Source organism: Candidatus Allofournierella merdipullorum (assembly GCF_048426865.1).
GTDB classification, from domain to species: Bacteria; Bacillota; Clostridia; order Oscillospirales; family Ruminococcaceae; genus Allofournierella_A; species Allofournierella_A merdipullorum.
Map to the genome: position 1 here is coordinate 1 of NZ_DBFNWJ010000008.1, position 20,166 is coordinate 20,166.

Consider the following 20,166-nt stretch of genomic DNA (forward strand, 5'->3'; position numbering starts at 1 on the left):
TATACAAAAACATTGGCACTTTTACATCTTGTAATCCCACCCGTGTTGCCTATAATGGTTCTTGTCCGGATATTTCCTCGAGGAAATCCCAGAGGAGAAGAAAGGAGAGAATCCATGTCGAAACACATTGCAGTGATCGGAAGCAGCGGCGGCAACCTGTACAACCAGGGTGGCAGCGATCCGAAGGCCATGATGAAAGAGATCTTCACCCAGGCAGACTCTGCCGGGATCGAGGTAACATTTATCCAGTTCATCGGCGCCCAGGCGACGATGGACAACATCTCGATGGACACCCAGGCCCGGCTCTTCACGCTGGAAGGCGGGCAGGTGGTGGCGGGTGAGGCCGCCGCTCTGAAAGAGATCAACCAGCAGGCGGCGGTGCTGGACGAACAGCTGGCCAAGCTGATCGACGACGGCGCCATCGATGGCCTCGTGCTGATGAGCAGCGACCCCAAGGGGGTCAACAGCAAAGCGGTGGCGGCAGCCGCCCGCAAAAAGATCCCCGCCGTGGGCACCGGCGGCACCTCCATCGCCAACACCCAGGCGGCGGGCGTGCGGGTGATTTCCGCCTCCGGCACCACCGGCACCACCAACCGCACCCGCGCGGTGGCCTTCGTCTCGGCGCTGGCCAAGGAGTGGGGCCTGAAGTACATGCCGGTGATCGGTTCCTCCGCCGCCGGCAGCGCCCAGGCCCAGGGCTCGGTGCTCAAGCGCATCAACTTCCGCGGCATCATGATGGCCTCCATGCCCGGCTTCATCGCCATGGCCCTGTGCCTGGCGCTGAGCAAGATCCCCGGCCTGGGCGGCCTTGAGGACGTGTTCAACACCCTCATCGGCGTTCTGCCGGTGATTTTGGCGGCCATCGCCGCCAAGCAGGTCTCCGGCCTGGACGAAGTGGGCATCGTGGCCGGCGTCATCGCGGGCGTCATGTCCACCGACGGCGGCATCATCGGCGGCCTTATCTCGGGCATTCTGGCCGGTGTTCTGGCCTACTACATCATCACCTTCTGCTTCAAGCACAAGGTGCCCGGCACCACCGCCAACATCGCGGCGGGCGGCCTTGCCGGCCTGATCGCGGGCTTTGCCGGAATGTACGCCATCGCGCCGGTGGCGCTGTGGTTCGGCAACATGGTCAAGACCATCATCGAAGCCTGCCTGACCTTCAGCCCGCTGCTGGCGGGCGCGGTGGCCGGCCTGCTCATCTGGCCCGCCATCATCGGCGGCGTGTACCACGCGGCCATCCTGCCCATCGTGCTGCTGGAGATGGAGAGCACCGGCTTCTCCTTCCTGGGCGCCATCGACATGACCGGCCTGGTCATGGTCTCCGCCGGCATCACCCTGGCCAACGTGCTGTTCCCCCGTCAGAAGAGCGACGCCGCGGTGGCTCTGCCCGGCTTCCTCATCAACCTGGGCTTCGGCACCTTCGTGGAAGCGTCCTATCCCTTCATGTTCTCCAACAAGCTGGTGTTCGGCGGCGCCATTCTGGCCTCCACCGTGTCCGGCGCGCTGGTGGGCCTGCTGGGCGTCCGCGGCACCGCCTATGTCCCCTCGGTCATGGCTCCCTTCCTTGCCAACGAGGGCCACGCCGTTCAGTTCGCGGTGTGCATGCTGGCGGCCATGGCGGTGGCCTTCGTCGTCACCGTGGTGGCGAACCGCGTGCCCCTGAAAACGAAAGAATAAACCGCTGCCCCGCAGCAATCATCAAGAAAAGAGGTCTTTCAGAATGTTCTCCAACGATATGGCCAAACGTATGAGCATCGGCATGGCAAAGGTCAAAAAGGCCCTGGAAGAGGGCGGCGGCCACACCATCCTCAGCACCGGCATCACCGGCGACGACGCCCGCATGGCCCGTGCCGTGGTGCAGGCCGGCGTGAAGATGCTGGAGCCCAACCACCCTGCCGTGGCTCTGGCCCGCGGCCACAAGGGCGTGACCGTGATGCATGACGCCGAGGCCATCCGCCACGAGATCACCGTGGATCAGATGGCGGAAGTCACCCGCGGCGTGCGCAGCGTGGTGCCCTCGGACGTGTACATCACCGTGGGCATCCCCGGCGGCTTCACCGAGGTGGTGCCTCACCCCCTCACCGAGCAGGACTTCATGAAGATGGCGCTGGCGGGCGCCGACGGCCTGCACACCCACAAGTCCTCCCTGAAGGACCTGGAGGAGCTGGTCACCATGGCCCACCGCTACGGCCTGCTGGTGGACGCCTACATCGGCCGTCCCACCGACCTGCACACCTTCGGCCTGCCCGCCGAGACCCCCGAAGAGGTCTACAAGGTGGCCAAGCAGATGGAGGAGATCGGCACCGACATGATCGGCATGATGACCGGCATGAGCTACGAGGGCGTGGCCGCCGGCGAGATCCCCTCGCTGATGCGCGAGCGGGTGATCGCCATGGTGGAGGCCGTCAAGGTGCCCACTCTGGCCGAGGGCGGCATCAACACCGTGAACTTCAAGGCCTTCAAGGACACCAAGGTGAACATCCTCGTGGTGGGCACCGCCATCGACAATATGGTGGAGGAAGCGGCGCAGAAAGCCGTGCGTCAGTTCCTGTAAACCGGTTTTTCGCAGAGGGTCTGCCCGCCGCGCTGTGCGCGGCGGGCTTTCCCCGTATTCAAAGCAGAGGAAAGGGAAGGGCAGCGTCATGGAAAAGGGCAGAGACTTTTTGTATATGAAAATGTACAACGAGTTCAAGGAGAAGATCGACTCCGGGGTCCTTCGCCCGGGCGAAAGGCTCCCGCCGGAGTGCGATCTGGTGAAGCAGTACGGCGTGAGCCGTGACACCGTGCGCCGCGCCTTTTCCCGGCTGGAGGAAGAGGGCTACATCAAGCGCAAGGTGGCGGCGGGCACCTTCGTGCGCATTGAAAAGGCGGACTACGGCCTTTCCCGCATGGAGAGCTTTTCCGAGCAGATGCGCCGCCGTGGGCTGGAACCCTCTTCGGAGCTGTTGTCCATCCAGCTCACGTCGGAGCTGCCCGCGCTGGTGCGCCGGGAGTTGGGCTTTTCCCGGGGCGAGCGGGCCTACGTCATCACCCGGCTGCGCAAGGCGGACGGCCGCCCCATGGCCTACGAGGTGGCCTATGTCTCGGGGGAGGTCTGCCCCGGCATGCACACCCATCTGGCCGAGAGCTCGTCGCTCTACCATATTTATGAGGACGTGTACCATCTGCAGCTGGGCAACGCCCGCATCACGCTGGAGGCGGAGACTCCCGGCCCCCAGCTGCAAAAGATGCTGGAGCTGCACCCCGGCGTGCCGGTGCTGACCATGCGCTGCACCATGCACCTGAAGGACGGCCGCCCGCTGTATTATGTCACCTGCGATTACAGCGGCGAAAAATATGTGTTCAGCGTGAACCTTACCCGCTGAGGCGGGGCCCGGACCTGCGCGTCCGGGATTTTTTTTGCCCGCGGTGAAGAAAGCGGCGGGCGCGAATCGTTACATAGACACAGTGAGGGGAAAGGGCGGTGAGACACCGGCGTGACAAATGCACAGTTTGCGGGGCTGGTAGAGCAATACCAGCGGCTGGTGTACACCGTGTGCTACCAGCTTGTGCAGGACCACCAGCTGGCCGAGGACCTGACCCAGGACACCTTCGTGTCCGCCTTCACTCATATGGATTCCTGCCCGCCCGAACACTATAAGCCATGGCTGGCCCGCATCGCCGCCAACAAGGCCCGGGACCATCTGAAAAGCGCCTGGGCAAGGCGGGTGCGCGCCCCCGGCGACGATGGCATGCCCCAGGCGCCGCCCCCCGGCGCGGCGGCCCCGCCCGGCCCGGAGGACCTCACCGTCACCGAGGATGAGGCGGCGGCCATCCGGCAGATGGTGCGTTCGCTGAAGGAACCCTACTTACAGGTGTCGGTGATGTACTTTTTGGAGGAGCGCAGCGTGGAGGAAATTTCCCGGTCGCTGCGCCGGCCGCCCAAAACGGTGCACACACAGCTGTTCCGGGCAAAAAAGATGCTGCGGGAACAAATCAGGGAAAGGAGCGAGAGGCAATGACCGAACTGTTCAGGCCGGACGGCCACCTCACCGATGAGGGACTCGAGGCGCTCATCGGCGGCGAACTGGACGAACTGGGCCGGCTGGAAGCCGCCGAACATCTGAGTTTCTGCGACGCCTGCCTCGTGCGCTACACCGCCCTGCTGGAAGGGGACGTGCTCCAGGAGCCGCCCACCGACCAGACCCTGCCGGTGATGCGCCGGCTGCGCCGGCGCGCGGCCCAGGCGCTGATGAGCCGCTACACGGCCGCGGCCGCCGCGGTGCTCATCACCGGCACGCTGTGGTACAGCGGCATCTTCGCCGACATTGCCGGCGTGTTCACGGTGCAGGGGCAGGAAATGACCCCCCAGCCCCCCGCGGCCTCACAGCCGGCCCGGGAGGAAGAACCGGGCAGCGCCATCCTGCGGGCGGTGAGCGACTGGTCGGAAAAGGTGCAGAGCGCTCTGCGCCCCGCCTACCAGGCCCCCCAGCCCAAAGCAAAGACCGACCGGAGCGACAACGCCGACGCCCCGGCTGCCGACCAGGCGGACGCCGCCGACCCGGCCTCAACTCAAACCAAAGGAGTGGACTGACACATGAATAAAAACGGATTTCTGACCCTCTGCTTCTCCTTCATCCCCGGCGCAGGCCAGATGTATCAGGGCTATATGAAGCGGGGCCTGACCGAGGTGCTTCTGTTCGTGATCCCGCTGATGATCGGCGGCGTATTCCTGCCGGTGCTGATGGTGCTCAGCGCGGTGGTGTATATGTACAGCTTTTTCGACAGCCTGAATCTCCACGCCCAGCTGCGGCAGGGCGTCGTGCCGGAGGATACCTTCCTCTTCAGCTGGGACGGCGGCGAGGACCTGGCCCGCCTTGTGGACCGCCGCCATCACCTCATCGGCTGGTGCCTGGTGGCGCTGGGCGTGGCCGGGCTCTACCAGAGCTTCATGCGCCCCTGGCTGGACCGGCTGGTGGACCTCATCGGCTGGGATACCGCCTTGGGCCAGCTGGTGAACAGCATCGTCCGGGGCATCCCCGGCCTGGCGGTGGGCTTTGTGTTCATCGGCCTGGGCATCTGGCTCATCAAGGGCGGCAAGAAAAAGCAGCCCGCCGAGCCGGACTACACCGAGTTCAAAGGCGAAGGGGAGGTGTGAGCCATGACCGAACAGGAACGCATGGACCTTCCCCTTCCCGCAAACGAGCAGCCGACCCCCGTTTCTGAGCCGGCGCCCGCGGCCGAACAGGCCGCCCCCGCCCCGGTGCCCGCGCCGCCTGCTCCGCCCCGCCGCCCGCCGGTGCGCCGGGTGGGCACCGTCACCCTGGGCCTTTCCCTCATCGTCACCGGCCTTGCCATCACCGCCTACTTCTTTGTGCCCGGCTTTGACATCATCTTCATCGCCAAGCTGGCCCCGCTGGTGCTGGTGTTCCTGGGTGCGGAAGTGCTGTGGGCCTGTGCCCGCCGCAAGGGCGAGGAGCGGCTGCGGCTGGACTTTTTGGCCGCCTTTGTGAGCTTCGTGCTCATCTGCGCCAGCCTCTGCGCCGCCACCCTGCCCGCGGTGTGGCGCTGGTACGGGCCGGACCGCTCCTCCACCGAGGAGCGCCTTTCCGACGAGCTGGAAGAGCAGCTGCACACCGCCTTCCAGGGCCAGGACGTGCTGGACTGCACCGGCTGGGTGAACCTGGGCGGCTATGAGTTCGACCGGGAAATGACCCTGGCCGACCTGCGCGCCGAGGACCATGCCGGGGCGAACATCACCCTGGGCGGCACGGTGGAAAACGGCGACGAGTTTGCCGCCCGGGTGGCGGCGCTGCTGCCCGCTCTGCGGGACGCGGGCGTGGACCGTGCCTACTTCTACTGGAGCGACGACGATGAATCCTGGAATCTGGACCTGGACGGCGTGTTCGACATGAACGCCGACGCCACCCGCCTGTCCCAGAGGGGCCGCCATCAGGTGCAGATCGTGGACGAATTCGGCGACACCATGTGGATGGAAGCGGGCGAGGCCGAGGAATACCTGGCCCGCCAGGCCGCGGACGCTTCTTCCGCCCCCGAGGGCGACAGCGAACCCGCCCCGTCTTCCGTCCCCCAGGACTTTGACGGGCCTGTGGTGGGCGAGGAGACTGCCTGACCTCCCTGTTAAATCTCTGCAAAAAGCCCCCGTAATTTTTTACGGGGGCTTTTATTGTGTTTTACCGCCCCAGGTGTTACACTGAAAAGTAAGAATACTGTGAGGTGAGACCATGAAATTTTTGCGGGGATTCACGAAAAAAGAGGTCAGCTGGATGATGTACGACTGGGCCAACAGCGCCCATTCGGTGGTCGTGGTCACCATTCTGCCCATCTTCTTCAACACGGTGGCCAGCTATATGCAGGACGCCGCCTCCGGCATGACCGTCTGGGGCTACGCCACCAGCGCCGCCATGGCCATCGTGGCGCTGGCCGCGCCGGTGCTGGGCGTGTTCGGCGACTTTGAGGGCTTCCGCAAAAAGCTGTTCACCGTCTTTATGCTGGTGGGCGTGCTCAGCTGCGCGGGGCTGGCCATCACTCCCCAGCTGGACTTCGTCACCCCCGGCACGGCGGAGAAGGTGGGCCTGGGCATTCTGGTGCTGTACATCCTGTCCACCATCGGCTTTGCCGGCGCGAACCTCTACTACGACAGCTTCTTGAACGACGTCACCACCGAGGAGCGGATGGACAAGGTCTCCACCATGGGCTACGGCCTCGGGTACATCGGCGGCTCCACCATCCCGCTGCTCATCTTCCTTCTGATGAACCTCATCCTGGGCAGCGACGCCATGCTGTTCTGTTTGTCCTTCGCCTTCGGCCTCACCGCCGTGTGGTGGTTCGTGTTCAGCTTCCCGCTGCTGAAAAACGTGGAGCAGGTGAGCTTTGTGCCCCGCAAAAAGGGCGCGGTGAAGGAGGCCCTGAAGGGCATCGGCGGCACGGTGAAGGAAATTTTCCGCTACAAGCAGATGTTCGTCTTCCTCATCGCCTACTTCTTCTACATCGACGGTGTGAACACCATCATCCATATGTCCACCAGCTACGGCGACACCCTGGGCCTTGACTCCACCAGCATGCTGCTGGCGCTGCTGCTGGTGCAGGTGCTGGGCCTGCCCTTCGCTTTGCTCTACATCAAGGCCAGCGAGAAGTTCGGCGCCCGGTTCATGGTGGGCGTGGGCATCTGCATTTACATGTGCGTCACCGTGTTCGGCTTCTTTTTGCGGGAGGTCTGGCAGTTCTGGGTCATGGCCATCATGGTGGCCACCAGCCAGGGCGGCATCCAGGCGCTGAGCCGCAGCATGTTCGGCAAGCTCATCCCGGATAAGAACCGCTCCGGCGAGTTCTTCGGCTTCTACGACATCTTCGGCAAATTCTCCGCCATCATGGGCCCGGCGCTGGTGGGCCTTTCCAGCGCGCTGGCCGCCGACGTGATGCTGGCCGAGCAGGGCCTCGACCGGGTCACCGCCACCGCCGAGCAGCTGGCCGCGGTGGACACCGCCGCCGCTCCCTGGGGCATCCTGAGCGTGCTGCTCATCTTCTTCGTGGGCGGCGGGCTGTACTTCTTCGTGCTGCCCAAGTATCTGAAGAAAAACAAGTGAGCGTTGTAACTTTTCCTCATTCGTTGTAGAATAAAGGGGCGGCCCCCCGGCGCGCTTGCCGGGCGGCGGCCCCTTTTTTATTGAGACTGACCGCAAGGGAGGGACCCTTTATGCCGGAAGGCTATACCCACGTCCGCACCGCCCGCCGCGCCGCCGCGCTGGCGCAACTGGAGATCGAGCACCCCGCCGCCTATGACTGCGGAGCCAACGGGCCGGACATCTTTTTCTGCTACCGCGCCTGGAAAAGCGGCGAAAACCGGGGCGAGAACCTGCCCGAACTGGGCTCGCGCATGCACGACGAGAACACCGGCGCCTTTCTGCGGGCGCTGGTGGAAAACGCCGCCACCCCCGCCCAGCGCAGCTACGCCCTGGGCTTTCTGAGCCACTACGCCGCCGACTGCACGGTGCACCCCTATGTGGTGTGCGTCACCGAAAACGACGGCCCCTACGCCCGGCCCGGCGGCCACGGCTACTTTGAAATCGCGGTGGACAGTTTCCTCCACGAGCAGGACACCGGCAAGGCGTCCGTGCCTGTGGACGACACCACCCCGCGCCTGGCGGGAGCGGCGCTGGCCGAGGTGGGCGCGCAGCTGCAAAAGAGTCTGCAGGCGGCCTTCGGCGTCACCATCAGCCGGGAGGCTCTGGCGGACACCTTCTGGCACACCCGGGCCCTGCGCCGGCTGTTCATCAGCCGTTTTCATATCAAATACGCCCTGTTCTGGCTGGTGGAGCCTGCCTTCGGCGGGCGTGGCGCCGTCACCGGCCACATCACCCCCGCCCGGCTGGCGGGCACCGGAAAGCACCCCAAGGGCAGCCTGCCCTGCCCCTGGACCCACCCTTTTACCGGCGAGGAGCAGACCGATGACCTGAACGCCCTGCTGGAAAAGGCGGAAAAGCGCTCGGCGGCCTATCTGCTGGCCGCCAAGGGCTATTGGGACGGCCGCCTCTCCATGGACAAGCTCTCCGCCCTTCTGGGCAGCGCCAGCTACCTCTCGGGCCTGCCGGATGAGCGCAGCTGCCCCGGCGGCAAAATATGAAAAAACGGCCCCGGAGGCATTGCCTCCGGGGCCGTTCTGCTTTTATTTCAGCCGCACATAGGCCTGGCGGGCGTTGTCCTTGCCCCGCTCGGTGCGCACCTCAAAGATGCCGAGACTCAGCACGAAGGGGGTCAGCTTGGAAAAGCCGAAGTTGCGCACGTCGAAGTCCGGGTAGCGCTTGACCAGCAGGTTGCCGATCATGCTCACCGCCAGCCAGCCGTCCTCGTCCGACTGCTCGGCCACGATGGCCTTGATGGCCCCGCGCATGGCGGTGAGCTCCGGGTCCTCCTGGGGGGCCGGCGGCTCGGGCTGGGCCGCTTTCTTGCGGGCGGATTTCGCCTTGGCGGGCTTTGCCTTCTCCTTTTCCTTGCCCTTTTCCGGGGCGGCCTTTTCCTCGGCGGCGGGGGCGGGTTCAGCCTCCGGCTCCGGCTGAGGCTCCGGCTGGGAGGCCAGCACGTCCAGATAGCGGAACATGTTGCAGGCGGCGATGAAGGGCTTGGGCGTCTTTTTCTCGCCCATGCCGATGACCGTCATGCCCCCTTCCCGCAGGCGGGAGGCAAGGCGGGTGAAGTCACTGTCCGACGAGACCAGGCAGAACCCCTCCACCTTGCCGGAATAGAGGATGTCCATGGCGTCGATGATCATGGCCGAGTCGGTGGCGTTTTTGCCGCTGGTGTAGCTGTATTGCTGGATGGGGGTGACGGAGTAGTCCAGCAGCACGTTCTTCCAGCTGGCCATGTTGGGGCTGGTCCAGTTGCCGTAGATGCGCTTGTAGTTGGCCACCCCCTGGGTGGACACCTCGTCCAGAATGATTTTGATGTATTTGTCCGACACGTTGTCCGCGTCGATGAGCACCGCGAAGCGGCGGTCTGCGGGCATGGAACTGCCCCCTTTCTGAAAGGTGCGGCGGGGTGTTTCCACCGCCCGGAAAAGCATTTGTATTATCTTATCATACCACAAAAGGATAAAAGTGTAAAATTTGCGCCATACTGCCCTCGGCGGGCCCCGTCCCGCCTTGACAATCCCCGCGCCGGGCCCCATAATAATAGGGGCTGTCCGCGCGCTTTGTGCGGGCCCTGCAAAGAAAGTGAGGGAGCCATACCCATTATGTTACAACTGGAACACCTCGCCTGGGCCATCCCGGGCGGCAACGAAATTATCAAGGACATCACCCTCCGGCTGGACACCGGCCGTCTGGTGGTGGTCACCGGCCCCAACGGCGGCGGCAAGACCACTCTGGCCAAGCTCATCGCCGGCATCCAGATGCCCAGCGCCGGCTGCATCCTGTTCGACGGCCAGGACATCACCCAGCTGGACGTGACCGCCCGCGCCAAGGCGGGCATCGCCTACGCCTTCCAGCAGCCGGTGCGCTTCAAGGGCCTCGCCGTGCGGGACCTGCTGGAGCTGGCCGCCGGCCATGACCTGACCGAGCTGGAACTGTGCGACCTGCTGGGCAAGGTGGGCCTGTGCGCCCAGGAATACATCGACCGCGAGCTGGACGCCAGCCTCTCCGGCGGCGAAATAAAGCGCATCGAGATCGCCAGCGTGCTGGCCCGGGGCGCGAAACTTTCCATCTTTGACGAGCCGGAAGCGGGCATCGACCTGTGGAGCTTCGCCCGTCTGGTGGAGACCTTTGAAGAACTGCGCAGCAAGGGCACCGGCACCCTGCTGGTCATCAGCCATCAGGAGCGCATCCTCTCCATCGCCGACGAAATTGTCGTGGTGGCGGACGGCCGGGTGCGTCAGGCGGGCCCGGCGGCCGAGGTGCTGCCCACCCTGCTGGCGGGAGAAAAAGCGGTGCGCTGCCCGCTGGAAAAGGAGGATGCACGGGTATGAACCAGATCACCGACGAACTGCTGCGCCTCATCAGCGGCATCAAGAGCGGCGAGCTGAAAGGGGCTTATAACATCCGGGAGGACGGCCAGTGCGCCGCCCGCCAGTCCAGTGAGAACATCCTCATCGAGTCCAAACAGGATGCGCCGGGCCTGGTCATCCACATCAAACCGGGCACCAAGGGCGAGACGGTGTACATTCCCGCCTGCGTCACCCACGCCGGCGTGGACGACCTTGTTTACAACGATTTCTATGTGGGCGAAGACGCGGACGTCATCATCGAGGCGGGCTGCGGCGTGCACAGCGAAGGTGAGGAGGAAGCCCGCCACAACGGCATCCACCGCTTTTTGCTGGCCAAGGGCGCCCATGTGCTCTATAAGGAAAAGCACATCGCCACCGGCGACGGCAAGGGCGACAAGGTCATCGACCCGGTCACCGACATCGAGCTGGCCGAGGACGCCTGCCTTGAGATGGACACCGTGCAGCTGGGCGGCGTGAGCCGCACCACCCGCAAGACGCGGGCCGTGCTGCAAAAGAACGCCCGCCTGCTGGTGCGCGAGCGCATCATGACCAACGGCGACGAGTTCGCCCGCACCGACTTCGTGGTGCGGCTGGAGGGCGAGGGCTCGGCGGCGGACCTTGTAAGCCGCAGCGTGGCCCGGGGCAACTCCCGCCAGGAGTTCGCCTCCACCATCCGGGGCAACGCCCCCTGCACCGGCCACTCCGAGTGCGACGCCATCCTGGCAGAAAACGGCACCGTGCTGGCCATGCCCGGCCTGGAGGCCAACCATGTGGACGCCGCCCTCATCCACGAGGCGGCCATCGGCAAAATTGCCGGTGAGCAGCTGCTCAAGCTCTGCACCCTGGGCCTCACCCCCGAGCAGGCGGAGGAGAAAATCATCCAGGGCTTCCTGAAATAAAACAAAAAAAGCGCCTTCCCCCGTGGGAAGGCGCTTTTTGTTTTTACTTTTCGCCCAGCGGCGCAAGGTACTTCTGCTCGTAGGTGGCAAGGCGGGCGTTGAAGGCCGCGTCCTGGCCGGCCAGCAGGGTGTGTTTGCGGGCGTGCATGTCCGGGTCGTCGGTCTCGTCGCCGATGAGCCGGGCGGCGATGTTGGAGCAGTGGTCGGAGATGCGCTCGGTGTTGGTGAGCACGTCCAGGAACAAAAGCCCCGGCTCGATGCCGCACTCGCCGGCTTTCAGCCGGGTGATGTGCTCCTCGCGCATCACGTCGCACATCCGGTCCACCGTCTCTTCCAGCGGCTCCACCTGGGCCGCCAGGGAGGCGTCCATCTGGGTGAAGGCGTCGCCGGTGATGCGCTGCACCTCGCCCACCGCGCCGAACAGCAGCGCCGCCTGCTTTCTGGCGGTGGCGGAGAAGCTCCACTCCTGCTCCGACAGCTGCCGGGCGCAGTCCATCAGGTTCACGGTGTAGTCGCCGATGCGTTCGTATTCGCCCACGAATTTCAAAAGCTCGCTCACCGCGTGGCTCTCGCTCTCGGTGAGCTCCTGGTCGCTGATGCGGATGAGGTAGTCGGTGATGGAGACCTCCATCTTGTCCAGCAGTTCCTCCCGGTGAGCCACGCTGGTGGCCACCTCCGCGTCGAATTTGGTGAACAGGCCCACCGTCTTGTCGAAGTTGGTGCGGGTGCGGCTGGCCATCTTTTCCACCGCGTTCTTGGCCTGCTGCAGGGCCACCGCCGGGCTTTGCAGAAGGCGCCGGTCCAGAACCGGCATGGACAGATCCGCCGCTTCGCCCTCTTTTTCAGGGATGGTGTGCTCCGCCAGCCAGGCCAGGGCCTTGGTGAAGGGCATGAACATCAGGGTGACCAGCACGTTGAACAGGGTGTGGAAGTTGGCGATGTCACCCTTGGTCATCACGTCGTTCCAGAAGGGGAACAGGCCCGCGGCCTTGAGGCCGTAGACGCCCGCCAGGAACACGGCGGTGCCGATGACATTGAAGTAAAGGTGCACGATGGCGCTGCGCTTGGCCGCGGTGGACGCGCCCATGGAGGCGATGAGGGGCGTGGAACAGGTGCCGATGTTCTGGCCCAGAATGATGGGGATGGCGCTGCCCCAGGTGACCACGCCGGTGCTGGACAGCGCCTGCAGGATGCCCACGCTGGCGGAGGAGGACTGGATGGCCACGGTGACCAGCGCACCGGCCAGCACGCCCAGGAAGGGGTTCTGCAGCTGCGAGAACAGCTGCACGAAGAGGGGGCTGTCCTTTAAGGGCGCCACGGCGTTTTCCATGGTGAACAGGCCGGTGAACAAAATGCCGAAGCCCATGCAGATCTGGCCGATGTTGCGCTTTTTGGGGCTTTTCACAAACACGAACAGCACCGCGCCGATGAAAGCCACGATGGGGCTGAAGGTGCTGGGTTTGAGCATGGTGAGCACCCAGCCGGAGCCGGAGATGTCGCTCAGACGGATGAGCTGGCCGGTGACGGTGGTGCCGATGTTGGCGCCCATGATGATGCCGATGGCCTGGGACAGGGTGAAGATGCCGCTGTTCACAAGGCCGATGCAGATGACGGTGGTGCCGGCGCTGGACTGGATGAGGCCGGTGAGGATGGCGCCCAGCAGAACGGCCTTCCAAACGCTGCTGGTCAGCCGCTGAAGGATGGCCTCCATCTTGCCGCCGGCCAGTTTTTCCAGGCCGGTGCCCATGATGGACATGCCGTACAAAAACAGCGCGATGCCCCCCGCCAGATTGATGACATTGAAGATGGTCATAACGTCCCGTCCCTCACACGGCTTTTTGCCGCTTTGTTAATTTCCGGTAAAACCCAGGTTAAAACTTTGTAAGCAGTTAGATTATACCATCAAAGAGCGGGCCGGGGCAAGAAAAACCCCCGCGAAAGGACCTCTTTCACGGGGGAAAAGCGCAAAAAAGCACAAATTGGGGCGCATCGTTCAAAAAAATCCCCCCCGCGGCTTTGCCGCGGAGGGAGAGAAAAAACGGAAGGAACTCAAGCCTCAGGCTGAATGCCCAGCGGCGCGAGATAGGTCTCGCGGGCGGCCTCCAGCTGACGGTTGAACTCGTCGTCATGGCCGGCCAGCAGGGTGTGCTTGCGGGCGTGGGCGTCCAGATCGTCGGCGCTCATGCCAACGATGCGGGCGGCAATGTTGGAGCAGTGGTCGGAGATGCGCTCGGTATTGGTGAGCACGTCCAGGAACACCACGCCGCCCTCGATGCTGCAGTCGCCCTGCTTGAGGCGGCCGATGTGGCGCTCGCGCAGCGCGTCGCACATCTCGTCCACCGTCTCTTCCAGGGGCTCCACCTGGGCCGCCAGCACCGCGTCCTCAGAGGCGAAGGCGTCGCCGGCAATGGTCAGGGCCTTGTCGGCGCACTTCTGAAGCTGCTCCAGCTCGTTCCAGGCGCTCTTGGAGAGGGTGATCTCCTCCTCGTGGATGCGCTGGGCGCACTGGAGGATGTTGATGGAATAGTCGCCGATGCGCTCGTACTCCGAAATGAACTTCAGCAGTTCGCTCACCTGGCGGCTCTCGCCTTCGTTCAGCTCCTGGTCGCTGATCTGCAGCAGATAGTTGGTGATGGTGACCTCCATCTTGTCCAGCAGCTCTTCCCGGTGGGTGATGGTGGTGGTGACCTCCGGGTCGTAGCGGCGCAGCTGGTCAAAGGAGAGCTGGAAGTTGCGCTGGGCGCGGCGGGCCATCTTTTCAACGGCGCCCTGAGCCTGCTGCAGCGCAACGGCGGGGCTGGAGATGAGCCGCTGGTCCAGAACGGGCATGCCCAGATCGGCGGAGTCCTGGGCCTTGTCGGGCACGGTGTGCACCGCCAGCCAGGCCAGCGCCTTGGTGAAGGGCAGGAACAGCAGGGTGACCACCACATTGAACAGGGTGTGGAAGTTGGCGATGCCGCTGCGGTCGATGACCTCGTTCCAGAAGGGGAAGAAACCGGCGGCCTTCAGGCCGTAGATGGCCACCAGGAACACGGCGGTGCCGATGATGTTGAAGTAAACGTGCACCATGGCGCTGCGGCGGGCGGCGGTGGAGGTGCCGATGGAGGCCAGCAGGCTGGTGGAGGTGGTGCCGATGTTCTGGCCCAGGATGATGGGGATGGCGCTGCCCCAGGTGACCACGCCGGTGCTGGACAGCGCCTGCAGGATGCCCACGCTGGCGGAGGAGGACTGGATGGCAACGGTGACCAGGGTGCCCGCCAGCACGCCCAGGATGGGGTTTTGCAGGCTGGAGAACAGCTGCACGAAGAGGGGGCTGTCTTTGAGGCTGCTCACGCCGGCCTCAATGGTGAACATACCGGTGAAGAGGATGCCGAAGCCCATGCAGATCTGGCCGATGTTGCGCTTTTTGGGGCTCTTGAAAAAGACGAAGAGCACCGCGCCGATGAAGGCCACGATGGGGCTGAAGGTGCTGGGTTTCAGCAGGGTGAAGATCCAGCCGGAGCCGGTGATGTCGCTCAGACTCAGCAGCTGGCCGGTGACGGTGGTGCCGATGTTGGCGCCCATGATGATGCCGATGGCCTGGGGCAGCGCAAGGATGCCGCTGTTCACAAGGCCTACCACGATGACCGTGGTGCCGGAAGAGGACTGGATGAGGGCGGTGATCACCGCGCCCAGCAGCACGCCCTTCCAAACGCTGTTGGTCAGCCGCTGGAGAATGGCTTCCAGTTTGCCGCCCGCCAGCTTTTCCAGGCCGCTGCCCATGATGGACATGCCGTAGAGAAACAGGGCAAGGCCGCCGGCCACATTGAACACGTCGAATATGGTCATACAATACACCTCAAAAATCGATTCCCCGCAAAATTACGTTCCGAAGGCGGCCGGGCGTTGACGCCCTTTGGCCGCGCGATTCGATTATAGCATGGGATTTAACATTGCTTCCACAGCCGAAGAACACATTTTACATACATTTTACCCAAAACGGGCCGAAAAACGAAAAACGGCCCCGGTTTTTCGGCGTTTTGCCCCGCCGGCGTTAAAAAAAGGCAAAATTTCCCCGGCGGGAACGGGCGGCGCGCCCAATGTAAAACACCTGCGGGCCACAAAAAAGCCGCCCCAAAAGAGGCGGCAGAAGTTTCGTTTTCGGCGGGGCAAAAGCCACGAAAAAAGTCACAGGGCGGCCAGGGTGTAGCCCGCGGCCCGCAGCCCGTCGATGAGATCCCCCAGCATAGCGCTGTTGGTGGCCATGGGGTGCAAGAGATAGACCGCGTTCGGGTGGGCGGCGGCCAGCGCTTTTTCCAGGCTCTCGGCCACCTCCGGCTGGGCGTTCGCGTCCCAGTCGGCGTAGGCGTAGCTCCAGAACACGCTGCGCATGCCCTCGTTTGCGGCCAGGGCCAGCAGCCGTTGGCTGAACACCCCTTCCGGGAAACGGAACAGGGTGGGGGTCACGCCGAACTGCTGGGCAAACTGGGCGTTGAAGTCGGTGATCTCCGCCCGGGCCTCCTCGTCGGAAAGGGCGGTCATGTCCTTGTGGGTGGCCGAGTGGCTGCCCACCGTGTGGTCCTCCGCCAGCATCCGCTCCACCGTCTCGGCGTTGTTTCTGGCGTAGCTGCCCACCACAAAGAAGGTGGCGGGGGCATTCTTCTCCTTCAGCGTGTCCAGAATGGCGGCGGAGTAGCCCGTCTCATAGCCGAAGTCGAAGGTCAGATAAATGGTGGGCGTTTCGGCCTCGGGAGCAAGGAACACGCCGCCCCACTGGCCGTATTTCTCCTGGTAGGTCACCGCGCCGATGGGTTGGTTGAGCTCGTTCACCTGCTTGCCCTGGCCCCAGCCCAGCCGCTCGGTCTCAAGACCCGCCAGGTCAAAGGGCGTGGCCAGCGCCGGCCAGTTCACCCCCGCCGGGGCGGGGCTGAGCGTGGGCGCGGGAGTGGGCGAAGGGGAGGGGGCGGCCGTGGGGTCCGGCGCGCTGCTCATCGGAGCGGACACAGACCCGGAAGCCGGGTCCGCCGCCGGGGCCGGGCGGAGGAACACCCCCGCCGCCAGCGCGATGCACACCACCGCCGCAAAGATACAAAGAAGAGCCAGCCTGCGCATAAAAGCGCTCCTTTCCGGGCGGTCAGCCGCCCTCGCTCATCACCACCACGTTGGCCTTGGCGGGCAGGCAGGCGGCCCAGTCGTCCTGGCGGCTCAGCCAGCCGTACCCCTCGCACAGATGGTCGGGGCAGGGGGAGTCCACAAAGGCGATGGCGCCGTCCTTCACCTCCAGATGGATGGTGTAGATGCCGGTGTCCACGTCGTAGCGGGCGTTTTTGTTTAGGGGAATTTCCATGGTCTGCCCGTCTTCGCCCCAGGTGAGCAGGGCTGTGCCGCCCTCCGGGCGCAGCTGCAGCACCGCGAACATCGCCAGCGCCACCGCCAGCAGCACACCGGCGAAGATGAGATTGGTTTTCAGGGCCTTTTTGTCCTTCATCAATGGGTCCTCGCGTTTCGTTGGATTCCCCTTCATTATAACAGAAAATACCCGACGGGCAAATGGTTTTCAAGGGCGGCCCGCAGTGGTATAATAGCAGTATCGACCGACGGAAAAGGAGATAATCGCTATGCTGTTTGAAACTTACCGCGCCTCGGTGGACGCTTTCGTGGCGGCCAACCGGGAGAACGTGATCCGCGACATCAAGCGCCTGGTGGATGTGCCCAGTGTGGAGGGCAAGCCCGAAGAGGGCAAGCCCTTCGGCCCCGGCCCCGCCGCCGCCCTGGCGGAAGGCCTGGCCATTGCCGGGGAGATGGGCCTCGACACCCACAACTGCGAAAACTACATCGGCTGGGCCGAACTGAAGGGCGCCACCGACACCCAGATCGCCACCATCACCCATCTGGACGTGGTGCCCCAGGGCAACGGCTGGACCGCCGACCCCTTCGACATGCAGGTGAAGGACGGCTGGCTCATTGGCCGGGGCGTGGCCGACGACAAGGGCCCCAGCGTGCTGTGCCTGTACGCGCTGAAGTTTATGAAGGAGAACAACGTCCCCCTGAAACACTCCGTGCGGGCGCTGCTGGGCGCCAACGAGGAGACGGGCATGGTGGACGTGGACTATTACCTGGAGCACTATGCAGCCCCCGCCTTCTGCTTCTCGCCGGACGCCGAGTTTCCGGTGTGCAACGGCGAAAAGGGCGGCTTCAACGGCGAGCTGGTGAGCAATCCCCTCGCCGGCAACCTGCTGGAGTTTGAGGGCGGCGTTGCCCACAACGTCATCCCCGACCGGGCCAGCTGCCTGGTGAAGGGCGATATTTCCAAGCTCTCCGAGCGCCAGGGCATCACCCTGGAAGAAGAGAACGGCGCGGTGCGCATCCGCGGCTGGGGCAAGGGCGGCCACGCCGCCATGCCCGCGGGCACGGTGAACGCCATCGGCCTCATCGTGGACTACCTGCTGGACAATCAGCTTTGCACCGAGGAGGAGAACGCCTTTTTGAAGGTGCTGCAGAAGCTGCACCACGCCACCGACGGCAGCGGCGTGGGCATTGCCGCGCAGGACGAGGCCTTCGACCCGCTGACCATCATCGGCGGCATGATCACCATCCGGGACGGACGGCTGCGCCAGGATGTGGACAGCCGCTACCCCACCAGCATCACCGGCGAGGAAATTGCCCGGCGGCTCTCCGAGGCGCTGGGCGGCACCGGCACGGTGGAGGACGCCCGCTGGAACAAGCCCTTCTACATCAGCGCCGACGATGCGGCCATTCAGGCTCTGGTGGACACCTACAACGAGGTCACCGGCGAAAACGCCAAGCCCTTCACCATGGGCGGCGGCACCTACGCCCGGCACTTCCCCCGTGCGGTGAGCTTCGGCCCCGAGCGGCTGGACACCGTCCTGCCCGACTTCGCCGGCCCCATGCACGGCGCCAACGAGGGCGCGAACATCGACCAGCTGATGCAGGCGCTGAAAATTTACATCTTCGCCCTGCTGCGTTTGCAGGACATCGAGCTGTAAAAAACAGAAAAATCCCCCGCGCGGTGAGCGCGGGGGATTTTTTTGCGTCTCAGAAGAACAGGTCCTTGCCGGGGTAGACAGGCTCCATGGTCAGGCGCACGCCCAGCTTGCGCAGGGTGCCCTCGTCGCCGCTGTGCAGCATCTGGGTGGAGTGCATGTCGCAGTCCCGCAGGTCCTTGAGGGCGGCCAGAGCCTTGGCGGCGGTCTCGTCGGTGGCAGCGCTCACCGCAAGGCCCGCCAGCACGTCGTCCACTTTCAGAACGCTGGCGCGGCTGTGGAGGTAGTCGATCTTCAGCCGCAGCAGAGGCACCAGCACCTGCTGGCTGATGAGCAGCACCTCGTCGGGGATGCCCGCCAGCGCCTTGATGCTGTTCAGAACGGTGGCGCTGGAGGCGCTCATCAGGTCGCTGGCCTTGCCGGTGATGATGCGGCCGTCGGGCAGCTGCAACGCCGCCGCGGGCTTGCCCGCCGCCTTCTGCTTTTCCAGCGCCGGAGCCACCACGGCCCGGCTGTCGGTGTGCACGTTCAGCTGCTGCAGGATATTCTCGATCTTGTGCAGCGCGGCCTCGCTGGCCTTGCCCTGCTTTGCGTCGCAGGCGGCCTTGTAGTAGCGGCGCAGGATTTCCTGGGTGGCCGCCTCGCGCACCGCCTCGTCGTCGAAGATGGCGTAGCCCGCCATGTTCACGCCCATGTCGGTGGGGCTGCGGTAGAAGTCCTTGTCGCCGGTGATGCGGGCCAGAATGTTCTGCACGATGGGGAAGGCCTCCACATCCCGGTTGTAGTTCACGGTGGTCTCGCCGTAAGCTTCCAGATGGAAGGGGTCGATCATGTTCACGTCGTCCAGATCGGCGGTGGCCGCCTCGTAGGCCAGGTTCACCGGGTGCTTCAGAGGCAGGTTCCAGATGGGGAAGGTCTCAAATTTGGCGTAGCCAGCCATCACGCCCCGCTTGTACTCGTGGTACACCTGGGACAGGGCGGTGGCCAGCTTGCCGCTGCCGGGGCCGGGGGCGGTGAGCACCACCAGAGGCTTGGTGGTCTCGATGTAGGGGTTGGAGCCGTAGCCCTCGTCGGAGCAGATGTGGTCCACCGCCATGGGGTAGCCGGCGATGGGCCGGTGGATGTAGTTCTTCACGCCCCGGCTGGCGAGCTTTTTGGCAAAGGCGTCGGCGGCGGGCTGGCCGGTATACTGGGTGATGACCACGCTGTTCACCGCGATGTCCATGGAGGTGATGTCGTCGATGAGGCGCAGCACTTCCATGTCGTAGCTGATGCCCAGATCCGCGCGCATCTTGGTCTTTTCAATGTCGCCGGCGGAGACGCAGAAGATGATCTCGGCCTTGTCACGCAGCTCGTGCAAAAGACGAATTTTGCCGTTCACGTCAAAGCCGGGCAGCACCCGGGCGGCGTGGTAGTCGTCGAACAGCTTGCCGCCGAACTCCAGATACAGTTTGCCCTTGAACTTGTCGATCCGGGCAAGGATGTTTTCGGTCTGCTTTTGAATGTAGAGCTTGTTGTCGAATCCGATCCGCATACAAATTCCCCCGCGCATTTCCAGAATGGTTTCAATACCTATAAAGAATACCACGCGCCCCGGCCCAATGCAAGGAAAAACGACCTTCTGCGCCGGGCAAAAAACTTTGAAAATTCCCTCTTGCATTTTTGCCTGCGGCGTGCTATAATAAACGTCGTCGCGGAGGATTAGCTCAGCTGGTTAGAGTGCCTGCATCACACGCAGGAAGTCTGGGGTTCGAGTCCCTAATTCTCCACCAAGAAGGCCCCGGCACGCGAATGCGTGCCGGGG

General features: G+C 64.1%; 18 protein-coding genes and 1 tRNA gene. 13 read left to right on the forward strand and 6 right to left on the reverse strand.

The window, feature by feature from the left end:
• Positions 1–114: 114 nt before the first annotated feature.
• From ACMNAY_RS01570 to ACMNAY_RS01610, 9 genes are all read left to right on the forward strand, one after another.
• A complete protein-coding gene (locus ACMNAY_RS01570) occupies positions 115–1,680 on the forward strand; it encodes a hypothetical protein (protein WP_394968011.1) in 1,566 nt (521 codons plus the stop codon).
• A 43-nt stretch (positions 1,681–1,723) separates the two neighbouring features.
• On the forward strand, positions 1,724–2,557 hold the full coding sequence (locus tag ACMNAY_RS01575; protein ID WP_394968013.1) for a hypothetical protein: 834 nt from the start codon (positions 1,724–1,726) through the stop codon (positions 2,555–2,557).
• Positions 2,558–2,645: 88 nt separating this feature from the next.
• Entirely contained in the window at positions 2,646–3,368 is a 723-nt protein-coding gene (locus ACMNAY_RS01580) for a GntR family transcriptional regulator (protein ID WP_418718132.1), read from the forward strand.
• A 111-nt stretch (positions 3,369–3,479) separates the two neighbouring features.
• On the forward strand, positions 3,480–4,004 hold the full coding sequence (locus ACMNAY_RS01585; RefSeq protein ID WP_418718133.1) for an RNA polymerase sigma factor: 525 nt from the start codon (positions 3,480–3,482) through the stop codon (positions 4,002–4,004).
• On the forward strand, positions 4,001–4,576 hold the full coding sequence (locus tag ACMNAY_RS01590) for a hypothetical protein (RefSeq protein WP_418718134.1): 576 nt from the start codon (positions 4,001–4,003) through the stop codon (positions 4,574–4,576). Before ACMNAY_RS01585 ends, ACMNAY_RS01590 begins: the two co-directional genes overlap by 4 nt.
• 3 nt (positions 4,577–4,579) lie before the next feature.
• Positions 4,580–5,140: a hypothetical protein gene (locus tag ACMNAY_RS01595; RefSeq protein ID WP_418718135.1), complete on the forward strand. Its 561-nt coding sequence runs from the start codon at positions 4,580–4,582 to the stop codon at positions 5,138–5,140.
• Between the two features lie 3 nt (positions 5,141–5,143).
• Complete coding sequence (locus ACMNAY_RS01600) at positions 5,144–6,115, forward strand: hypothetical protein (protein WP_418718136.1); 972 nt, start codon at positions 5,144–5,146, stop codon at positions 6,113–6,115.
• Between the two features lie 112 nt (positions 6,116–6,227).
• Positions 6,228–7,589 (forward strand): MFS transporter, encoded by a 1,362-nt coding sequence (locus ACMNAY_RS01605; RefSeq protein WP_418718137.1) that lies wholly within the window; start codon positions 6,228–6,230, stop codon positions 7,587–7,589.
• Positions 7,590–7,699: 110 nt separating this feature from the next.
• Positions 7,700–8,626, forward strand: coding sequence for a zinc dependent phospholipase C family protein (locus ACMNAY_RS01610; protein ID WP_418718138.1), 927 nt, complete (start codon positions 7,700–7,702; stop codon positions 8,624–8,626).
• A gap of 42 nt (positions 8,627–8,668) precedes the next feature.
• Here ACMNAY_RS01610 and ACMNAY_RS01615 read toward each other — a convergent pair whose 3' ends face one another.
• Positions 8,669–9,505 carry an NYN domain-containing protein gene (locus ACMNAY_RS01615; RefSeq protein ID WP_418718139.1) on the reverse strand — a complete coding sequence of 279 codons (837 nt, stop codon included), beginning with the start codon at positions 9,503–9,505 and terminating at the stop codon, positions 8,669–8,671.
• A gap of 228 nt (positions 9,506–9,733) precedes the next feature.
• On the opposite strand from ACMNAY_RS01615, the gene ACMNAY_RS01620 reads away from it, so the two are divergent.
• A complete protein-coding gene (locus tag ACMNAY_RS01620) occupies positions 9,734–10,462 on the forward strand; it encodes an ABC transporter ATP-binding protein (protein ID WP_418718140.1) in 729 nt (242 codons plus the stop codon).
• On the forward strand, positions 10,459–11,379 hold the full coding sequence (locus tag ACMNAY_RS01625) for a SufB/SufD family protein (protein WP_394977890.1): 921 nt from the start codon (positions 10,459–10,461) through the stop codon (positions 11,377–11,379). Before ACMNAY_RS01620 ends, ACMNAY_RS01625 begins: the two co-directional genes overlap by 4 nt.
• A gap of 43 nt (positions 11,380–11,422) precedes the next feature.
• Here the strand turns inward: ACMNAY_RS01625 and ACMNAY_RS01630 are convergent, their stop codons facing one another.
• The 4 genes from ACMNAY_RS01630 to ACMNAY_RS01645 form a co-directional block, all read right to left on the reverse strand.
• Positions 11,423–13,192 (reverse strand): Na/Pi cotransporter family protein, encoded by a 1,770-nt coding sequence (locus ACMNAY_RS01630; protein ID WP_418718141.1) that lies wholly within the window; start codon positions 13,190–13,192, stop codon positions 11,423–11,425.
• A gap of 236 nt (positions 13,193–13,428) precedes the next feature.
• Positions 13,429–15,207 carry a Na/Pi cotransporter family protein gene (locus ACMNAY_RS01635; RefSeq protein WP_418718142.1) on the reverse strand — a complete coding sequence of 593 codons (1,779 nt, stop codon included), beginning with the start codon at positions 15,205–15,207 and terminating at the stop codon, positions 13,429–13,431.
• A 339-nt stretch (positions 15,208–15,546) separates the two neighbouring features.
• Complete coding sequence (locus ACMNAY_RS01640) at positions 15,547–16,470, reverse strand: polysaccharide deacetylase family protein (protein ID WP_418718143.1); 924 nt, start codon at positions 16,468–16,470, stop codon at positions 15,547–15,549.
• Between the two features lie 22 nt (positions 16,471–16,492).
• The gene (locus ACMNAY_RS01645) at positions 16,493–16,846 is read right to left on the reverse strand and encodes a NusG domain II-containing protein (protein ID WP_418718144.1); all 354 of its coding nucleotides are present in this window, start codon (positions 16,844–16,846) and stop codon (positions 16,493–16,495) included.
• A 130-nt stretch (positions 16,847–16,976) separates the two neighbouring features.
• On the opposite strand from ACMNAY_RS01645, the gene ACMNAY_RS01650 reads away from it, so the two are divergent.
• Entirely contained in the window at positions 16,977–18,365 is a 1,389-nt protein-coding gene (locus ACMNAY_RS01650) for a Sapep family Mn(2+)-dependent dipeptidase (RefSeq protein ID WP_418718145.1), read from the forward strand.
• Positions 18,366–18,414: 49 nt separating this feature from the next.
• On the opposite strand, the gene ACMNAY_RS01655 is transcribed toward ACMNAY_RS01650, so the two are convergent.
• On the reverse strand, positions 18,415–19,896 hold the full coding sequence (locus ACMNAY_RS01655; RefSeq protein ID WP_394977903.1) for a DUF1846 domain-containing protein: 1,482 nt from the start codon (positions 19,894–19,896) through the stop codon (positions 18,415–18,417).
• Between the two features lie 161 nt (positions 19,897–20,057).
• Here ACMNAY_RS01655 and ACMNAY_RS01660 point away from each other — a divergent pair.
• Positions 20,058–20,134, forward strand: a tRNA-Val gene (locus ACMNAY_RS01660).
• Positions 20,135–20,166: the final 32 nt, after the last annotated feature.